Here is a 17,880-nt window from a genome sequence, read left to right as displayed (position 1 = left end):
AAAAACGCCGGGCACTGCCCGGCGTTGTTGTTTATGGCACCGCTATTAAAGCGGATCAACCTTCAGACAGGACACCGCATGGCGGAAACTGCCTTCGAGTAACGGTCGGGTTTTGGCGCACTCCGGGCCGGCAATCGGGCAGCGGGTGCGGAACACGCAGCCTGATGGCGGATTGATTGGCGACGGCAGTTCCCCTTCCAGCAGCTGAATCTGCTTATTCTTCTCCAGGTCCGGATCAGGAATCGGCACCGCCGACATCAGCGCTTTGGTATACGGATGCTGCGGATCGTTATACACCGCATCATAGGTACCCAGCTCAACCGCGTGGCCGAGATACATCACCAGTACGCGATCAGAGATGTGCTTCACCACCGCCAGGTCATGCGCGATGAAGATCAGCGACAGGCCCATTTCACGCTGCAGTTTCTGCAGCAGGTTAACCACCTGCGCCTGAATCGACACGTCGAGCGCCGACACCGGCTCATCACAGATAATCAGCTTCGGCTCAAGAATCAGTGCACGAGCGATACCGATACGCTGGCACTGGCCACCGGAGAACTCGTGCGGATAGCGGTTGATGAGGTTCGGCAGCAGACCGACCTTCATCATCATGGTTTTAACCTTATCCTTCACTTCCTGACGCGGCATCTTTGGATAGTAGGTGCGCAGCGGTTCGGCGATGATGTCACCAATGGTCATACGCGGGTTGAGCGAGGCCAGCGGGTCCTGAAAGATCATCTGAATGTCACTGCGCGCCTGACGCCACTCTTCCTGGCTCTGGCCCAGCAGATCGCGCCCCAGCCACGCCACGCGCCCGTCGGTGGCTTTCACCAGGCCGATAATGGCGCGCGCCAGCGTGGATTTGCCGCAGCCGGACTCACCGACCACGCCGAGGGTTTCGCCTTCATACAGACGCAGACTGACACCATCCACCGCTTTCAGGGTTTTCGGCGGCTGCCAGAACCACTGCTTGCCGTCTTTGATATCGAAATGCACCTTAAGATCGGCGATTTCCAGCAACACTTTTTTCTCTTCGATTACGGTGCTCATACTAATTCCTCCACCGGTTTGAAGCAGGCGCGCAGGCGCCCTTCGGCAAACGGTTCAAGCGGCGGTGATTTGGCACAGATATCCATGGCATATGCGCAGCGCGGCTGGAACGGACAGCCCTGCGGCAGACGCAACAGGTTGGGCGGGTTGCCGGGAATGGTGGTCAGCGACTCACCCTCCGCGTCAAGACGCGGCACCGCGCTCAGCAAACCGATCGAGTACGGATGCGCCGGCTGGTAGAACACATCGCGCGCACGGCCATATTCCATGGTGCGCCCGGCATACATCACCAGTACCTTGTCACAGATCCCGGCAACAACGCCGAGATCGTGAGTGATCATGATGATGGCGGTGTTAAATTCACGCTTCAGCTCATTCAACAGCGTCATGATTTGCGCCTGCACGGTGACATCCAGCGCGGTGGTTGGCTCATCGGCAATCAGCAGCTTTGGCCGGCACAGCAGCGCCATGGCGATCATTACGCGCTGACGCATGCCACCGGAAAACTCGTGCGGGAACATCTTCATGCGTTTGCGCGCTTCCGGCATTTTCACCGCGTCCAGCATGCGCACCGACTCTTCAAACGCCTGGGCGCTGCTCATGCCTTTGTGCAGTTTCAGCACCTCCATCAGCTGTTCGCCGACGCGCATGTACGGATTGAGCGATGTCATCGGGTCCTGGAAAATCATCGCAATCTGCTCCGCGCGCAGCTTGTTCAGCTTGCTTTCCGGCAGATTGAGGATTTCGCTGCCGTTAAACTGCGCCGAGCCACCAATGCGACCATTTTTCGCCAGCAGTCCCATCAGCGCAAACGCGGTTTGCGATTTTCCGGAGCCGGATTCACCAACAATGCCCAGCGTTTCACCGGCGCGCAGGGAAAAGTTGAGGTCGTTCACAGCGGTCACGTCGCCGTCGTGGGTACTGAAGGTGACGCGCAGATCTTTAACGTCCAGCAGCAGGTTAGCGTTTCCCGCAGGTGCAGCCGCCAGCGGCTGCTGAGTATCATGATGGGTCATCGGGAAACTCCTTAACGATCTTTCGGGTCGAGGGCGTCACGCAGGCCATCGCCGATAAAGTTGAAACAGAACAACGTCACCACCAGGAAGCCCGCCGGGAACATCAGCAGCCACGGTGAAACTTCCATCGAGTTGGCGCCGTCGCTCAACAGCGCGCCCCAGCTGCTCAGTGGCTCCTGGGTGCCGAGGCCAAGAAAGCTCAGGAAGGATTCAAACAGGATCATGCTTGGCACCAGCAGCGAGGCATACACCACCACCACGCCCAGCACGTTCGGCACGATGTGGCGCAGCACGATATTGCCGGTAGAAACGCCGCCGACCTGCGCCGCTTCGATGAACTCTTTGCGCTTCAGTCCCAGCGTCTGGCCGCGCACGATACGCGCCATATCCAGCCATGACACCATGCCAATGGCAACGAAGATCAGCAGGATATTGCGGCCAAAGAAGGTCACCAGCAGGATGACGAAGAACATAAACGGGAACGAGTTGAGGATTTCCAGGATACGCATCATCACCGAGTCAATCTTGCCGCCGAGGTAGCCGGCCAGCGAACCGTACAGCGTGCCCACCAGCACCGCGATCAGCGCTGAAGCGATGCCGACCATCAGCGAGATACGGCCGCCAATCGCCACGCGCACCAGCAGGTCACGTCCCGAGGAGTCGGTGCCAAACCAGTGGCCTGAGGTGGTGTCCGGCGGTGCAGACATCATCGCCCAGTCGGTATCATCATATTTGAACTGCGCCAGCATCGGGGCGAACACCACGAACAGCGCAATCACCAGCAGCACCAGCAGGCTGATAAGGGCCGCACGGTTATGAATAAAGCGGCGACGTGCGTCCTGCCACAGGCTGCGCCCTTCCACTTCCAGCTTTTCGCTGAACGCGTCCAGAGCTTCGCTATTTTTCTTACTTAACATCATGAGCGAGCTCCACCATCAGTAACGAATTTTCGGATCGATAACGGCGTACAGCACGTCAACGATCGCGTTGAACAGGATGGTCAGCACGCCGACCAGAATGGTCAGGCTCATCACCAGCGAGTAGTCACGGTTTAGTGCGCCGTTGACGAACAGCTGACCGATGCCCGGCAGACCGTAAATTGATTCGATTACCATCGAACCGGTGATGATGCCAACAAACGCCGGCCCCATATAGGAGAGCACCGGCAGCAGCGCCGGCTTCAGCGCGTGGCGCAGCACAATACGGCGCAACGGCAGACCTTTCGCACGCGCGGTGCGGATGAAGTTGGAGTGCATCACTTCAATCATCGAGCCGCGGGTGATACGGGCGATACTGGCGATGTAAGCCAGTGACAGCGCCACCATCGGCAGTAGCATGTAGTTCCACTGGCCGCCATTCCAGCCGCCGCCTGGCAGCCAGCGCAGGGTGATGGCAAAGATCAGTACCAGCAGCGGTGCCACCACGAAGCTGGGAATGACCACCCCGGTCATCGCCACCCCCATGACCGCATAATCCCACAAACTGTTTTGCTTCAGCGCGGCGATAACCCCCGCCGTGACGCCCAGCACCACCGCAAGGAAGAAGGCTGCCAGCCCCAGTTTGGCCGATACCGGAAACGCATGACCGACCAGGTAGTTAACCGAGTAGTCTTTATATTTAAACGACGGCCCGAAATCGCCGTGTGCCAGCTGTACCAGGTAGCTGACATACTGTTTGCCGATCGGATCGTTGAGGTGATATTTGGCCTCAATGTTGGCCATGACTTCTGGCGACAGCGTACGCTCGCCGGTAAACGGACTACCGGGTGCCAGTCGCATCATGAAGAAGGAGATGGTAATCAGAATAAACAGCGTCGGGATGGCTTCAAGGAGCCGACGCAGGATGAATTTTAACATTGCCGTACCTACCAGGCTGTTGCTTCACAAAGTCAAAAAGGCGGCGCCGCAGCACCGCCACTGTCGATAGCCTGAGTGCTATTAATGCTTAATGATGTACAGGTTCTTATCCAGGGTTTTATCCAGCGGATCGTTGCCGGTGTAGCCGCCAACGTACGGTTTCACCAGACGCGCGTTCACGTAGTAGTAAACCGGCACGATGGTGCTGTCTTTATCCAGGATCTGCTCTGCTTTCTGATAATCGGCCACGCGCGCTTTGTCATCCGCCGCTTTCACCGCATCGTGAATCACTTTGTCGAAGTCCGCGCTCTTATAGTGCGAGGTGTTACTGCTGCTGTCCGACAGCATGATGTTCAGGAAGGAGGTCGGTTCGTTATAGTCGGCACACCATGCCGCGCGGGAGACATCGAAGTTGCCCTGATGACGGGTATCCAGGAAGGTTTTCCACTCCTGGTTTTCCAGCTTAATGTTGACGCCGATGTTCTTTTTCCAGATGGACGAGGCGGCAATCGCCAGTTTTTTGTGCAGATCGGAGGTGTTGTACAGCAGGTTGAAGGTCAGCGGTTTGTCAGCGGTATAACCGGCTTCGGCCAGCAGTTTCTTCGCTTCTTCGTTACGCTTGTTCTGATCCCACTTGTACCAGTCCGGCGGCAGCAGTTCCATGCCGTCAGTGGCTGGCGGGGTGAAGCTGTAGGCCGGCTGTTGACCCTGCGCCAGCACTTTGTTCACCATGATGTCGCGATCCAGACCCAGCTTCAGCGCGGTACGCACGCGGACATCGGTAAACGGTGCTTTCTGGTTGTTAATTTCATAGTAGTAGGTGCACAGATACGGTTTCACCATCAGCTCTTTACCGTTATCACGCTGCAGTTTTTTAAACAGCTCGATCGGCATGTTGTTGTAAGTGATGTCGCTGCCGTTCTCGGAGAAATAACGGTTCACATCGCTGACTTCGGAGTTGATTGGCAGGAAGGTGACTTTATTCAGTACGGTATGTTCGTTGTCCCAGTATTCCGGGTTACGCACCAGCGTCACGCGTTCGTTGATCACGTGAGATTCCAGTTTGAAGGCACCGTTGCCGACCCAGTTCTGCGGCTGCGTCCACTGGTCGCCAAACTTCTCAATGGCTGGCTTATACACCGGTGACATCACCGCGTTAATCAGCAGCTTATCGAAGTACGGTACCGGCTCGCTCAGCGTCACTTCCAGCGTGTGGTCATCCAGTGCTTTCACGCCGAGATCGGAGGTCGGTTTTTTGCCGGCGATGATGTCATCCACGTTGAGGATGTGGCCATACTGCGGGTAGCTCGCATAGGGCGAGGCGGTTTTGGGATCGACCAGACGCTGCCAGCTGTAGACGAAGTCCTGCGCGGTGACCGGCTCGCCGTTTGACCATTTGGCATTTTTACGCAGATGGAAAGTCCAGACTTTGTAGTCTTTGTTTTCCCAGCTTTCCGCGACACCCGGAACCGGCTTGCCGTTGCTGTCGCTCACGATCAGACCTTCATACAGGTCACGGGCGATATTATCTTCCGGCACGCCTTCGATTTTGTGCGGATCCAGCGACTGCACTTCATCGCCATTGCCGCGCACCAGTTCCTGTTTCGCTGCCAATTCGGTACCCGCCGGTACGTTGGCCGCCAGTGCAGCATTCCCTGCCAGCGCGCCGATGGCCGCCAGTACGCCTGCGGCGATCAGGCTTTTTTTCGTGATGTTGTTCATTATTACGCTCCAGTTTTATTATCGTCACCGGGTCGGCTGACCGCCCGGCGTACCCCGTTTCCGGGAGATCTCCGCCTGTCTGCGCGAAGATCACTACCACCCTGCAGGGTTACCACGGCAACGTGACGCCCGACTGTAGCGCCGGATCGTCACATTACTCAATGTTTCTTTATGTAATAGTATTTCAGCGCCAGCATATCCTGCGGATCTTTGCCGCTGAAACCGCCCACCCACGGCTTCACCAGCCGCACGCTAACGCGGTAGTAAACCGGGATGATCGGTGAATCCTGATCCAACTGTTGTTCAGCCTGCTGATAGAGCTGCGCGCGCTGCGCGTCATCCGCGGTGTTGAGCGTTTGCGCCATCAGCGCATCAAATGCGGCGCTGTGATAAAACGCAGTGTTGATGGAGGAGCCACTCAGCAGCAGATTGAGGAAGCTGGATGGCTCGTTGTAATCCGCACACCAGGTGGCGCGCACCACATCAAACTGTGCCTGATGACGTGTCTCCAGTAGCGTTTTCCACTCCTGATTTTGCAGCGTGACTTGCGCACCGAGATTCTTTTGCCACATCGAGGCAGCCGCAATCGCCTGACGCTTGTTCTGTTCTGAGGTGTTATACAACAGGGTAAAACGCAGCGGATGCTGGGCATTGAAGCCAGCTTCCGCCAGCAGCTGCTTCGCTGCCGCGTTACGTTGCGCCTGCGTCTGCTGCGCCCACGCTGGCGTATTGAGAGAAATACCGTGAATAAAGGGCGGCGTCAGGCCGTAGGCCGGGATCTGTCCCTGCCCCATAATTTTCTGCGCGATGATGTCGCGGTCGAGCGTTAACTTCAGCGCGTTGCGTACGCGGACGTCGTCAAACGGCGCTTTCTTGTTATTGATTTCGTAATAGAAGGTGCACAGCAGCGGGCTGACTTTTACTTCGTCTCCCAGCGCCTGCTGCAGCTTTTTGAACATATCGGGCGGCACCACGCTGTTGGTCATGTCGGTACCGCCACTGCGATAGCGGTTTATATCGCTATTCTCAGAGGTGAGCGCCAGAAACACGCCTTCGTCCAGCGTGGTATGGGCATTGTCCCAGTAGTGCGGATTACGCTTCACCACGATCTGCTCGTTCACCACCCAATCTGCCAGCGTGTAAGCACCATTACCCACGTAGTGCTGCGGCTGTGTCCAGGCATCGCCCCACTGCTCTACCGCCGGACGATACACCGGTTTCATCGAAGTATGAGCCAGCATATCAACAAAATACGGGACCGGTTCAGAGAGCGTAACCTGCAAATGATGATCGTCCAGCGCTTTCACGCCGAGCTGGGAAGGCGCAGCTTTACCGGCGAGGATGGCATCAATGTTGCTGATGTGCGCAGCCTGCAAATAGCTGGCGTACGGCGAGGCGGTGCGGGGATCGGCCAGACGCTGCCAGCTGTAGACAAAATCCTGCGCGGTGACAGGCTCACCATTGCTCCAGCGGGCGTCTTTACGCAGCGTGAACGTCCAGATGCGGCCCTGCTGATTTTGCCACTGCTGCGCCACGCCGGGCACCAGTTGACCGTTGTTGTCGGTCTCAACCAGTCCTTCCAGCAGATTGCGAATCACATTGGATTCCGGCACACCCTCGACTTTTTGTGGATCAAGCGAGGACACTTCGCTGCCGTTGTTAATAACGATGCGTTGCGTATCCGCTAATGACGTCCCGGCTGGGATCTCAGCGGCCTGACTTTGCGCCAGCGCACTGGATAGGCAAAGCGCCAGAAACGTGCGCGCTGCCGTTTTCGCTACCATGCTTTTCATCAACCAATATCAACCTTCAACATAAACCTGATAGCAGTAAGCAAGAAGCGTACACATTTGTTGCTAGCAGATAAAAAATTTTGCGGTGAGCCGAAAATTATCAGAAGCGTTGCCCGCACGCCAAAGCTAAACCACAAAAATGTTAGCTGATTCTCTTTTATCACGTTGCCGCGCACAGGAAAAGTGTTAATTCTTGAGCAAAATTATCGATTAATCCACTGATAAACAATGAATTTCAGCCTGATTTGCACGTTAATTATTCGTTAATCAACTAACTTTATAATATTTACGAATATTGCTGCTTTCAATGCTGAAGCCCGGATATTTATTCGGATTTACAGCGCAAGCCATAGAATGATACTGCGGATTATTTGCAGAGCAGAGGGATATACTGTGACAATTATCACAGTATTTTGCGGGTCAGGCTATGTGCAGGATGGCATAAGTAGTAAAACTGATGAGGTTAAGCCAATATTAAGCGCGACAAATAAAATCACTATAATGGTGCAATATTTCGTTTAATTGCACCATTCTGGTTCACAAAGCGCTTAGCGATAAAAAATAACCGCCGTTAATTCAGTAATCCTGGAAACAGGGCTTTCATTCCGGTCACGACAAATTCAATGCCCAGCGCCATGAGCAGCAGCCCCATGATACGCGTAATGACGTTGATACCGGTTTGTCCCAATACGCGCACCATCAGCGGTGCGGCCCGGAATAATAACCAGCAGCAGAAGGCAAATATCGCAATCGCCAGGGTAAAGCCCAGCAGATTTGGCCAGCTGTGATAACGCGAGCTCCAGACAATGGTCGAGCTGATCGCGCCCGGCCCCGCCATCAGCGGCAGCGCCAGCGGCACCACGCCGATGCTTTCGCGAATCGCCGTTTCTGACTTCTCCTGCTTGTTCTGTTTGTCTTCACCCAGCTTGCCGCTGATCATCGACATGGCGATGGTGACCACCAGAATGCCACCGGCGATGCGGAAAGAGTCAATCGAGATACCAAACAGATGCAGGATACCGTCGCCAAGAAACAGCGAGGTCCAGAGGATAATCGCCACCGCCAGGTTCGCGGTCAGGTTGGTTTTATTGCGCTCCGCCACCGCCTGGTAGCTGGTCATGCTGATAAATACCGGAATAATGCCGACCGGGTTAACCAGCGCGAACAAACCCACAAAAAATTTAATGTAGCCAGAAAGATCGAGTAGCGCAGGGGTCACGGTGGGCTCCAGGTGATGGCGAAAAAAATCGCGCTTAATGTAGTGCAAAAGCCTGGCGAAACACCAGAGGCTAACGCAGAAATAAATGCTGCACTTAAAGCACTATCCCAGTTTATTCCGCTACTGTTAGCGCGATGTTATCGGCCTGCAGCGGGTCAGATCGGCTTCTGTAGCCGTCGACGCTAACTTTACTTGCAAAAGTGAGCGCTGAAAGGTGTCAGCTGATAGTTAAATTGATCTGCATCATAAATCGCCTACCCCATCAGGGGTAATCTTAGCCCATCGGAACTCAACCCTGTGACACAGGTCATCCTGGCGGAAAAACCTTTTTAGTAAGCAACGGCACGGGCATCGCCATCCTTAGCTATCCATAAGCGTAACGAGACTATACTTCTGGATTCAGGCTTGTTTACTAAAAAAGTTTAACTTCCTTAGGAGAGTATTATGGCCGTTACTAATGTTGCCGAGCTTAACGCACTGGTAGAACGTGTTAAAAAGGCACAGCGCGAATACGCCAATTTTAGTCAGGAACAAGTTGATACCATTTTCCGTGCAGCCGCCCTCGCCGCTGCCGATGCCCGTATCCCTCTCGCCAAAATGGCCGTTGCCGAATCCGGCATGGGTATCGTTGAAGATAAAGTCATCAAAAACCACTTCGCTTCCGAATATATTTATAACGCTTACAAAGACGAAAAAACCTGTGGCGTGCTGGACACCGATGATACCTTTGGCACCATCACCATCGCCGAGCCGATTGGCCTGATTTGTGGCATCGTGCCCACCACCAACCCGACCTCTACCGCCATCTTCAAGGCCCTGATTAGCCTGAAAACCCGTAACGGTATCATCTTCTCTCCTCATCCACGTGCCAAAGATGCCACCAACAAAGCGGCAGATATCGTACTGCAGGCTGCTATCGCGGCCGGCGCGCCAAAAGACATTATTGGCTGGATTGATGCACCATCGGTTGAGCTCTCTAACCAGCTGATGCATCACCCGGATATCAACCTGATTCTCGCCACCGGTGGTCCGGGCATGGTGAAGGCGGCTTACAGCTCCGGCAAACCAGCGATTGGTGTGGGCGCGGGTAACACTCCGGTGGTGATTGACGAAACGGCCGATATCAAACGCGCGGTTGCCTCGATCCTGATGTCAAAAACCTTCGACAACGGCGTGATTTGCGCGTCTGAACAGTCAGTGATTGTGGTGGATTCTGTCTATGATGCCGTGCGTGAGCGCTTCGCCAGCCACGGTGGCTACCTGCTGCAGGGCAAAGAGCTGAAAGCGGTGCAGGATATCATCCTGAAAAATGGCGCGCTGAACGCGGCGATTGTCGGCCAGCCGGCTTACAAAATTGCTGAACTGGCAGGGATTAGCGTGCCGGTGAGCACCAAAATTCTGATTGGTGAAGTGAAACTGGTGGATGAGTCTGAGCCGTTCGCCCATGAGAAGCTCTCGCCAACGCTGGCCATGTACCGCGCGAAAGACTATTACGATGCGGTGGATAAAGCAGAAAAACTGGTGGCAATGGGCGGTATCGGCCACACCTCCTGTCTTTATACCGACCAGGATAACCAGCGCGAGCGCGTTAACTTCTTCGGCGACAAAATGAAAACCGCGCGCATCCTGATCAACACCCCGGCTTCACAGGGCGGGATCGGTGACCTGTATAACTTCAAGCTGGCCCCTTCACTCACACTGGGCTGCGGTTCATGGGGTGGTAACTCTATCTCTGAAAACGTGGGTCCAAAACACCTGATCAACAAGAAAACCGTGGCCAAGCGAGCTGAAAATATGTTGTGGCATAAACTTCCGAAGTCTATCTACTTCCGCCGCGGTTCTCTGCCAATTGCGCTGGAAGAAGTGGCGACAGACGGTGCAAAACGCGCCTTTATCGTCACCGACCGCTTCCTGTTCAACAACGGTTATGCTGACCAGGTTACCCGCGTGCTGAAATCACACGGTATTGAGACCGAAGTGTTCTTTGAAGTAGAAGCAGACCCAACGCTGAGCATCGTACGTAAAGGTGCCGAGCAGATGAACAGCTTCAAACCTGACGTGATCATCGCCCTGGGCGGCGGTTCACCGATGGATGCGGCCAAGATTATGTGGGTGATGTACGAGCATCCGGAAACCCACTTTGAAGAACTGGCGCTGCGCTTTATGGACATCCGTAAACGTATCTACAAGTTCCCGAAAATGGGTGTCAAAGCGCGCATGGTGGCCATCACCACCACTTCCGGTACCGGTTCAGAAGTTACCCCGTTTGCGGTAGTGACCGACGATGCCACCGGCCAGAAATATCCGCTGGCAGACTATGCCCTGACGCCGGATATGGCGATTGTCGATGCCAACCTGGTAATGGAGATGCCGCGTTCGCTGTGCGCCTTTGGTGGTCTGGATGCCGTCACTCATGCGCTGGAAGCCTACGTATCGGTACTGGCCAACGAATATTCCGATGGTCAGGCGCTGCAGGCACTGAAACTGCTGAAAGAGAATCTGCCTGCCAGCTACCGCGACGGCGCGAAAAATCCTGTAGCTCGTGAGCGTGTTCACAATGCGGCGACCATTGCCGGTATCGCTTTCGCCAACGCCTTCCTCGGCGTGTGTCACTCCATGGCGCATAAACTGGGCTCTGAGTTCCACATTCCACACGGTCTGGCCAACGCCCTGCTGATTTGTAACGTGATTCGCTACAACGCGAATGACAATCCAACCAAGCAGACTGCCTTCAGCCAGTACGACCGTCCGCAGGCACGCCGCCGCTATGCTGAGATTGCTGACCATCTCGGTCTGAGCGCTGCCGGTGACCGTACCGCGCAGAAAATTGAAAAACTGCTGGCATGGCTGGAAGAGATGAAAACTCAGCTGGGTATCCCAACCTCTATCCGCGAAGCGGGCGTGCAGGAAGCTGACTTCCTGGCGAAAGTCGACAAGCTGGCGGATGATGCGTTCGATGACCAGTGTACCGGTGCTAACCCACGCTATCCGCTGATTGCTGAACTGAAACAAATCATGCTGGATACCTTCTATGGACGTGAGTTCTCAGAAGCAGATAACAGTGTTGCTGCTGAGGGTGAAGCTAAAGCCGTTAAGAGTGAGAAGAAAACCAAGAAGGCCTGATTGGCCTGATATAAAAAAACCCGCTGCGGCGGGTTTTTTTATGCTGCGGCTATTCAGGCGTGAGGCAGTTGTGAACCGTAAATGGCGTTTAGCGAGCCGTCATTTATCGCCTGTTTATAGTGCTTGCGGCACACAGAGATATAACGCTCATTACCACCGATCACCACCTGCTCCCCTTCGCTGAACGGTTTACCCTTAGCATCCAGTCGTAACACCATGCTGGCTTTGCGTCCACAGTGACACACGGTTTTCAATTCCACCAGCTTATCGGCCCAGGCCAGTAAATACTGACTGCCGGTAAATAACTCACCGCGAAAGTCGGTACGCAGACCATAACACAGCACCGGAATATCCAGATTATCTACCACGTCCGACAGGGCTTTCACCTGCTCCCGCGTCAGAAACTGGCTCTCATCCACCAGTACACAGTGAACCGTCTGCTTCGCGTGCTGTTCCGCTATTTCACTTTCCAGGTTGGTCTGCGCGTTATATAAAAAAGCCGGAGACGAAAGACCAATACGCGAGCTGACTTTTCCGGCGCCGAAGCGGTCGTCAATTTCCGCGGTATACACCAGCGTACGCATGCCGCGCTCATGGTAATTGTAGGAAGACTGCAGCAGTGCGGTGGATTTTCCCGCGTTCATCGCTGAGTAATAAAAATAGAGTTGCGCCATAAAATGTCTCTTGTCACTGCCCGAAACTGTTGCGCGTGAGTCTATCATAAAGCTGCTGCACTGTTGCGATGCATTATTTTTATCAACTGCTCAAATTAACGCCATGATCATAGATCAGCGGCATCGTTATCAACATTTCGCACGTTATGTCAAAGCCGTCATCATGCAGCAATTTTATTCAGCATTAATAGCGCTGATGCCCGGGCGAAAGGCGCACAGCGGTATTTATCCCTGCAAAACCTGTGCTATCAAATCTATAAAAAGAATAATAAATAGCGCCTTAAAAAGCTTAACAACATTAACTTTACGTTTTGCTTTTTAATCTGGCTATTGCAGTTATTTTTCGCCGCCACTATTATGAGGCGGCAGAACAACTCCATTTATTATATTTTGAGATTAGGACAATGAGCGAAGCACTTAAAATTCTTAATAATATCCGTACATTGCGCGCGCAGGCTCGGGAATGCTCTCTGGAAACACTGGAAGAGATGCTGGAAAAACTTGAGGTTGTGGTGAATGAACGTCGTGAAGAAGAATCTCTCGCCCAGGCGGAAAATGCCGAGCGCAGCCGTAAGCTGGAACAATATCGTGAAATGCTGATGGCAGACGGTATTGATCCAAACGAACTGCTGCAGGCATTAGCGGAAACCAAAGCGCCAGGTAAAGCCAAACGTGCGGCACGTCCGGCGAAGTATGGTTACGTCGACGAGAACGGTGAGAACCGTACCTGGACCGGCCAGGGACGTACGCCAGCCGTGATTAAAAAAGCGATTGAAGAACAAGGTAAACAACTGGACGATTTCCTGCTGTAAGGAACCAGTGCTTCGCAGCATGCCAGCCCTGGCGCTGTGCTCTGTTTTACACCGGGTAAGAAAAAAGGAAGCCGCTGGCTTCCTTTTTTTATCGCGACTTATTGCTGATAGAAGTCGCGGTACCAGTCAACAAAATGCTGCACGCCCTGCTCTACGCTGGTCTGCGGGCGGAAATTTATCGCGTCATACAGCGGCTGGGTGTCTGCACTGGTGCCTAATACATCGCCGGGCTGCATCGGCAGCATATTTTTCTTCGCCTCAATCCCCAGCGCTTTTTCCAGCGACTCAATGTAAGTCATCAGGCTGGTAGGCTGACTATTGCCAATATTGTACACGCGATACGGCGCCGAACTGGTGGCAGGCGAGCCGTTTTCCACCGTCCAGTTTTCATCTGCCTGCGGAATCACGTCCTGCAAACGCACAATCGCTTCGGCAATATCATCAATATAGGTAAAGTCACGTGTCATCTGGCCGCGGTTATACACATCAATCGCGTCACCGGCCAGCATCGCGCGGGTGAACTTAAACAGCGCCATATCCGGACGGCCCCACGGACCATAAACGGTAAAGAAGCGCAATCCGGTGGTAGGTAATTGGTAAAGATGTGAATAGGTATGCGACATTAATTCGTTGGCTTTTTTCGTCGCAGCATAAAGTGATACCGGATGATCAACGGAATCATCCGTGGAGAACGGCATTTTACGGTTCAGGCCATAAACCGAACTCGATGAAGCATACAGCAGGTGGCCAATCTTATGATGACGGCAACCTTCCAGAATATTTAAGTGACCAATCAGGTTGGCATCAGCGTAGGCGTGCGGATTCTCGATGGAATAGCGAACACCCGCCTGTGCACCTAAATGGATCACACGCGCAAAAGCATGCTGTTCAAACAGGGAAGAAATGGCCTGGCGATCTGCCAGGTCCATTTTAAGAAAAGTAAACGCGGGATGTGCGCTAATCTGGTCGAGGCGCGCCTGTTTCAGGCTGACATCGTAGTAATCATTCAGGTTATCGATACCAACAACCTGGTGACCGGCAGCCAGCAAACGCTGACTAACGTGAAAACCAATAAATCCTGCCGCGCCGGTGACCAGAAAATTCATACATCCCTCATTTATTACACAATTTGAATAGACGCTCCGCGGCCGATTGCATAATAAACGAAACCGCGTTTGCTGATACGCTCCGGATCATACAGGTTACGACCATCAAAAATCACGGGTTGTTTTAACGAGGATTTAATCACGTCGAAATCCGGAGCACGGAAGTTCTGCCACTCGGTGCAGATCACCAGACCATCGGCGCCCTGCAGCGCAGCTTCTTTAGTGCCGCACAGCTTCAGATCGTCACGATGACCGTAGATGCGCTGGGCTTCTTCCATCGCTTCCGGATCAAACGCCTGCACCGTTGCGCCCGCCTGCCACAGTGCTTCCATCAGCACGCGGCTTGAGGCTTCACGCATGTCGTCGGTGTTCGGTTTGAACGCCAGACCCCATAGCGCAAACGTCTTGCCACGCAGATCGTCGCCAAAGTGACGTTTAATAAACGTCGGCAGCTTGTTCTTCTGCGAATCGTTGACGTCTTCTACTGCCTGCAACAGGCGCGGGGTGTAGCCGATTGACTCTGCAGTGCGAATCAGCGCCTGCACGTCTTTCGGGAAGCAGGAACCGCCGTAACCACAGCCCGGATAAATAAAGTGATAACCGATGCGTGAATCAGAACCGATGCCCTGACGTACTTTTTCCACGTCAGCACCCAGGCGTTCCGCAAGGTTGGAAATCTCGTTCATGAAGCTGATTTTGGTCGCCAGCATGCAGTTAGCTGCATATTTGGTCAGCTCTGCACTGCGGATATCCATCAGAATCATGCGATCGTGATTACGGTTAAACGGCTCGTACAGTTCACGCAGCAGTTCGACCACTTCATCATTGTCAGTGCCCACCACGATACGTTCCGGACGCATGCAATCGTTAACTGCGGCGCCCTCTTTCAGGAACTCCGGGTTGGAGACCACATCGAACGCGATATTGGCATCACGCTGCTTCAGCGTTTCGCTCATCACCGCGCGCACGCGGTCAGCGGTGCCTACCGGCACGGTAGATTTGTCGATGACGACTTTGTGATCGTTCATGTGCTGCGCAATAGTACGCGCAACCGCAGTCACATATTTCAGGTCGGCAGAGCCATCCTCATCCGGCGGCGTGCCCACAGCAATAAACTGCATTACGCCATGGTTTACGCCCTCTTCTGCGTTGGTGCTGAATTTCAGACGCCCCGCTTCATAGTTAGACATAACCAGCGGCGTCAGGCCCGGTTCAAAAATTGGGATGATGCCCTTTTTCAGGTTTTCGACTTTCTTTTCGTCGACATCAATACAGAGAACGTCATGTCCGACTTCGGCTAACACCGCAGCCTGAACCAGACCGACATAGCCGATACCAAATACAGTGACTTTCATTGAATTATCCTGTGCTTAATGAATTACTTTTTGTTGCCTGCAACGCCGTCGAGCCACTGAGCGAAATCTTTGCCCAGCACCGGATGACGCACGCCATACTCAACAAAAGCTTGCATATAACCCAGTTTGTTACCGCAGTCGTGGCTCACGCCGGTCAGGTGGTAAGCTTCTACGGTCTCTTTTTCCATCAGCATGGCGATGGAGTCGGTCAGCTGCACTTCGCCGCCGGCACCCGGAGGGGTCTTCGCCAGCAGAGGCCAGATGTCCGCAGACAGCACGTAACGACCGACTACCGCCAGGTTAGATGGCGCTTCCGAGGCTTTTGGCTTCTCAACCACGCCCACCATCGGTGCGCTCTGGCCCGGTGCCAACTCTGCGCCCTGGCAGTCAACCACGCCGTAAGCGGTGACATCGGCGACTGGCTCAACCATGATCTGGCTGCGACCGCTCTCTTCGAAGCGCGTTAGCATTTCTGCCAGGTTATCTTTGGTTGGGTTAGATTCGTACTCATCAATAATCACGTCTGGCAGAATCACCGCGACTGGCTCATCACCGACCAGCGGATGAGCACACATCACGGCGTGACCGAGGCCCTTGGCGATACCCTGACGTACCTGCATGATGGTGACGTGTGGCGGGCAGATGGACTGGATTTCATCCAGCAGCTGACGCTTCACGCGTTTTTCCAGCATCGCTTCCAGTTCGAAACTGGTATCAAAATGGTTTTCGATGGAGTTTTTAGAGGAGTGCGTAACCAGCACGATCTCATTAATACCCGCAGCAATACACTCGTTCACGACATACTGGATCAACGGCTTATCGACCAGCGGTAACATTTCTTTTGGAATAGCTTTGGTGGCAGGCAGCATACGCGTACCCAGACCTGCAACCGGGATTACCGCTTTTTTTACTTTAGACTTATAGGCAGACATCAAATACCTCTCTTAATAGGCCGTTCAAGTTAATACTTGATATGTCGGTTTAAAAACGAAATGAGTATATCAGTTAGTGTCAGACGGATTTATCCTGGATGGAGTTAATCCGCGGAATTTAAGACTATTACCCAAGTGTAAAGCTAAGCTTTGGCCCTGTCTTTAACCCGCGGAAAATATAAATCTGAGTGGCTATTCTTCGGACGATAACATCAGGCGAAGCCGGCCGCCGGCTCCCCAGACGTGACATTGCCAGGCATCGGCGCGCTGGCTGATTTGATTAAGATGGGTGCTGCCCATAGTGCCAAGCGGCACACCGTTACTGAGCTGGATTTGCTGAGTATTGATGTGCAGCGTGGCATTCAGACCGGCTGAGACCAGAATCAGATTTTTCAACTGACGATGATAGTAGCCCACCAGCAGCGGGAACTGACCGTTCAGGTTGGCCTGACGCAACAGCATATTCACCTGGCGCAGCAGACCATTGAGTTCCGGCAGACGCTGCTTTTGCCCGGACAGTTGCTCCTGCAATAAACCGTTAAACAGTGCTCTGAGCAATAATGCAGCCAGCACGCCGTTGTCGCCGGCACGCGTCACGTCCAGGCAATAAAACGCCAGATCTTTGTCCGACAACGCGGCAATATCCAGCACCAGCCCCGGCTGTTCCGCCATGGTGAGTTGACGGTAGTTTATGCGGCAGCTGGCGATGGTTTGCTGGACGGGCGGTTGCAGCTGTTTGAGCAGCTTGGCGGCAGCGAGCGGATCGCGCACCAGGGCATCCCAGTCCTGAAACAGCTGTTCATCTTCTTCCACTTTCGAGGTGAACATCGAAGGATAGAGGCACTCAAACACCGCTTCACGGAAACGTTCCAGGTTTTTTAGCGGCTTGAGCAGCACGTCCTGCACGCCAAGGCGCAGCACGTGGGCGATGTCGGCCATGTTCTGCGTGGCGGAGATGATCAGGATGGGCACGCTATTACCGCGTGTACGAATTCGCTCGACAAACTCAATACCGCCCATGCGCGGCATTTCCAGATCGCAAATGACCAGGTCCACCGACTGCGCGGCGAGTAAATTCAGGCCGTCGAGTCCGTCGCCCGCTTCGAACGTGCTGGCTCCGAGGCCAGTTAACAATGTGTCCAGCAATGAACGGAAAACGACCTCATCTTCGACAATGAGTATCTTTTTGCCGATTAGCGGTTTTTCCATTCTCTCCCCCTGC

The 17,880-nt window shown here is 53.9% G+C and carries 15 protein-coding genes; 3 read left to right on the top strand and 12 right to left on the bottom strand.

Translation table 11 applies throughout. The features are described from left to right. Nucleotides 1–45: 45 nt before the first annotated feature. The 7 genes from oppF to C1N60_RS09625 all read right to left on the bottom strand — a co-directional run bounded on the left by oppF (nucleotide 46) and on the right by C1N60_RS09625 (nucleotide 8,656). Nucleotides 46–1,050: a murein tripeptide/oligopeptide ABC transporter ATP binding protein OppF gene (oppF, locus tag C1N60_RS09655; protein WP_021510088.1), complete on the bottom strand. Its 1,005-nt coding sequence runs from the start codon at nucleotides 1,048–1,050 to the stop codon at nucleotides 46–48. Then, nucleotides 1,047–2,066, bottom strand: coding sequence for an ABC transporter ATP-binding protein (locus tag C1N60_RS09650; RefSeq protein WP_021510087.1), 1,020 nt, complete (start codon nucleotides 2,064–2,066; stop codon nucleotides 1,047–1,049). The genes oppF and C1N60_RS09650 overlap by 4 nt, the downstream gene beginning before the upstream one ends. Nucleotides 2,067–2,077: 11 nt before the next feature. Further along, the gene (oppC, locus tag C1N60_RS09645; protein WP_021510086.1) at nucleotides 2,078–2,986 is read right to left on the bottom strand and encodes an oligopeptide ABC transporter permease OppC; all 909 of its coding nucleotides are present in this window, start codon (nucleotides 2,984–2,986) and stop codon (nucleotides 2,078–2,080) included. A 15-nt stretch (nucleotides 2,987–3,001) separates the two neighbouring features. Further along, a complete protein-coding gene (gene oppB, locus C1N60_RS09640; protein ID WP_136547356.1) occupies nucleotides 3,002–3,922 on the bottom strand; it encodes an oligopeptide ABC transporter permease OppB in 921 nt (306 codons plus the stop codon). Nucleotides 3,923–4,003: 81 nt separating this feature from the next. Continuing rightward, nucleotides 4,004–5,644, bottom strand: a complete 1,641-nt coding sequence (oppA, locus tag C1N60_RS09635; protein ID WP_021510084.1) for an oligopeptide ABC transporter substrate-binding protein OppA — start codon at nucleotides 5,642–5,644, stop codon at nucleotides 4,004–4,006. Between the two features lie 158 nt (nucleotides 5,645–5,802). Continuing rightward, a complete protein-coding gene (locus C1N60_RS09630) occupies nucleotides 5,803–7,437 on the bottom strand; it encodes an ABC transporter substrate-binding protein (RefSeq protein WP_394521717.1) in 1,635 nt (544 codons plus the stop codon). 571 nt (nucleotides 7,438–8,008) lie between these two features. Further along, nucleotides 8,009–8,656 (bottom strand): YchE family NAAT transporter, encoded by a 648-nt coding sequence (locus tag C1N60_RS09625; RefSeq protein WP_031280216.1) that lies wholly within the window; start codon nucleotides 8,654–8,656, stop codon nucleotides 8,009–8,011. Nucleotides 8,657–9,100: 444 nt separating this feature from the next. On the opposite strand from C1N60_RS09625, the gene adhE reads away from it, so the two are divergent. Next, nucleotides 9,101–11,779, top strand: coding sequence for a bifunctional acetaldehyde-CoA/alcohol dehydrogenase (gene adhE / locus C1N60_RS09620; protein ID WP_058771261.1), 2,679 nt, complete (start codon nucleotides 9,101–9,103; stop codon nucleotides 11,777–11,779). A gap of 53 nt (nucleotides 11,780–11,832) precedes the next feature. On the opposite strand, the gene tdk is transcribed toward adhE, so the two are convergent. Continuing rightward, nucleotides 11,833–12,453, bottom strand: coding sequence for a thymidine kinase (gene tdk, locus C1N60_RS09615; protein WP_058774613.1), 621 nt, complete (start codon nucleotides 12,451–12,453; stop codon nucleotides 11,833–11,835). 10 nt (nucleotides 12,454–12,463) lie between these two features. Between tdk and C1N60_RS09610 the strand changes: the two genes are divergently transcribed. Together C1N60_RS09610 and hns are read left to right on the top strand one after the other, a co-directional pair. After that, on the top strand, nucleotides 12,464–12,775 hold the full coding sequence (locus C1N60_RS09610; RefSeq protein ID WP_146068783.1) for a hypothetical protein: 312 nt from the start codon (nucleotides 12,464–12,466) through the stop codon (nucleotides 12,773–12,775). 82 nt (nucleotides 12,776–12,857) lie between these two features. Beyond that, complete coding sequence (gene hns, locus C1N60_RS09605; protein ID WP_031280215.1) at nucleotides 12,858–13,265, top strand: histone-like nucleoid-structuring protein H-NS; 408 nt, start codon at nucleotides 12,858–12,860, stop codon at nucleotides 13,263–13,265. A 98-nt stretch (nucleotides 13,266–13,363) separates the two neighbouring features. On the opposite strand, the gene C1N60_RS09600 is transcribed toward hns, so the two are convergent. The 4 genes from C1N60_RS09600 to rssB all read right to left on the bottom strand — a co-directional run bounded on the left by C1N60_RS09600 (nucleotide 13,364) and on the right by rssB (nucleotide 17,867). Further along, complete coding sequence (locus tag C1N60_RS09600; RefSeq protein WP_394521716.1) at nucleotides 13,364–14,371, bottom strand: NAD-dependent epimerase; 1,008 nt, start codon at nucleotides 14,369–14,371, stop codon at nucleotides 13,364–13,366. A gap of 14 nt (nucleotides 14,372–14,385) precedes the next feature. Further along, nucleotides 14,386–15,726, bottom strand: coding sequence for a UDP-glucose dehydrogenase family protein (locus tag C1N60_RS09595; protein ID WP_021510077.1), 1,341 nt, complete (start codon nucleotides 15,724–15,726; stop codon nucleotides 14,386–14,388). Between the two features lie 23 nt (nucleotides 15,727–15,749). Further along, nucleotides 15,750–16,658, bottom strand: a complete 909-nt coding sequence (gene galU, locus C1N60_RS09590; RefSeq protein WP_021510076.1) for a UTP--glucose-1-phosphate uridylyltransferase GalU — start codon at nucleotides 16,656–16,658, stop codon at nucleotides 15,750–15,752. A gap of 192 nt (nucleotides 16,659–16,850) precedes the next feature. Next, nucleotides 16,851–17,867 carry a two-component system response regulator RssB gene (gene rssB / locus C1N60_RS09585; protein ID WP_021510075.1) on the bottom strand — a complete coding sequence of 339 codons (1,017 nt, stop codon included), beginning with the start codon at nucleotides 17,865–17,867 and terminating at the stop codon, nucleotides 16,851–16,853. Nucleotides 17,868–17,880: the final 13 nt, after the last annotated feature.

The organism is Pantoea sp. SGAir0184 (assembly GCF_043544755.1).
Note: the sequence above shows the minus strand (reverse complement) of the source record. Positions and strands in the feature narration are given on the sequence as shown.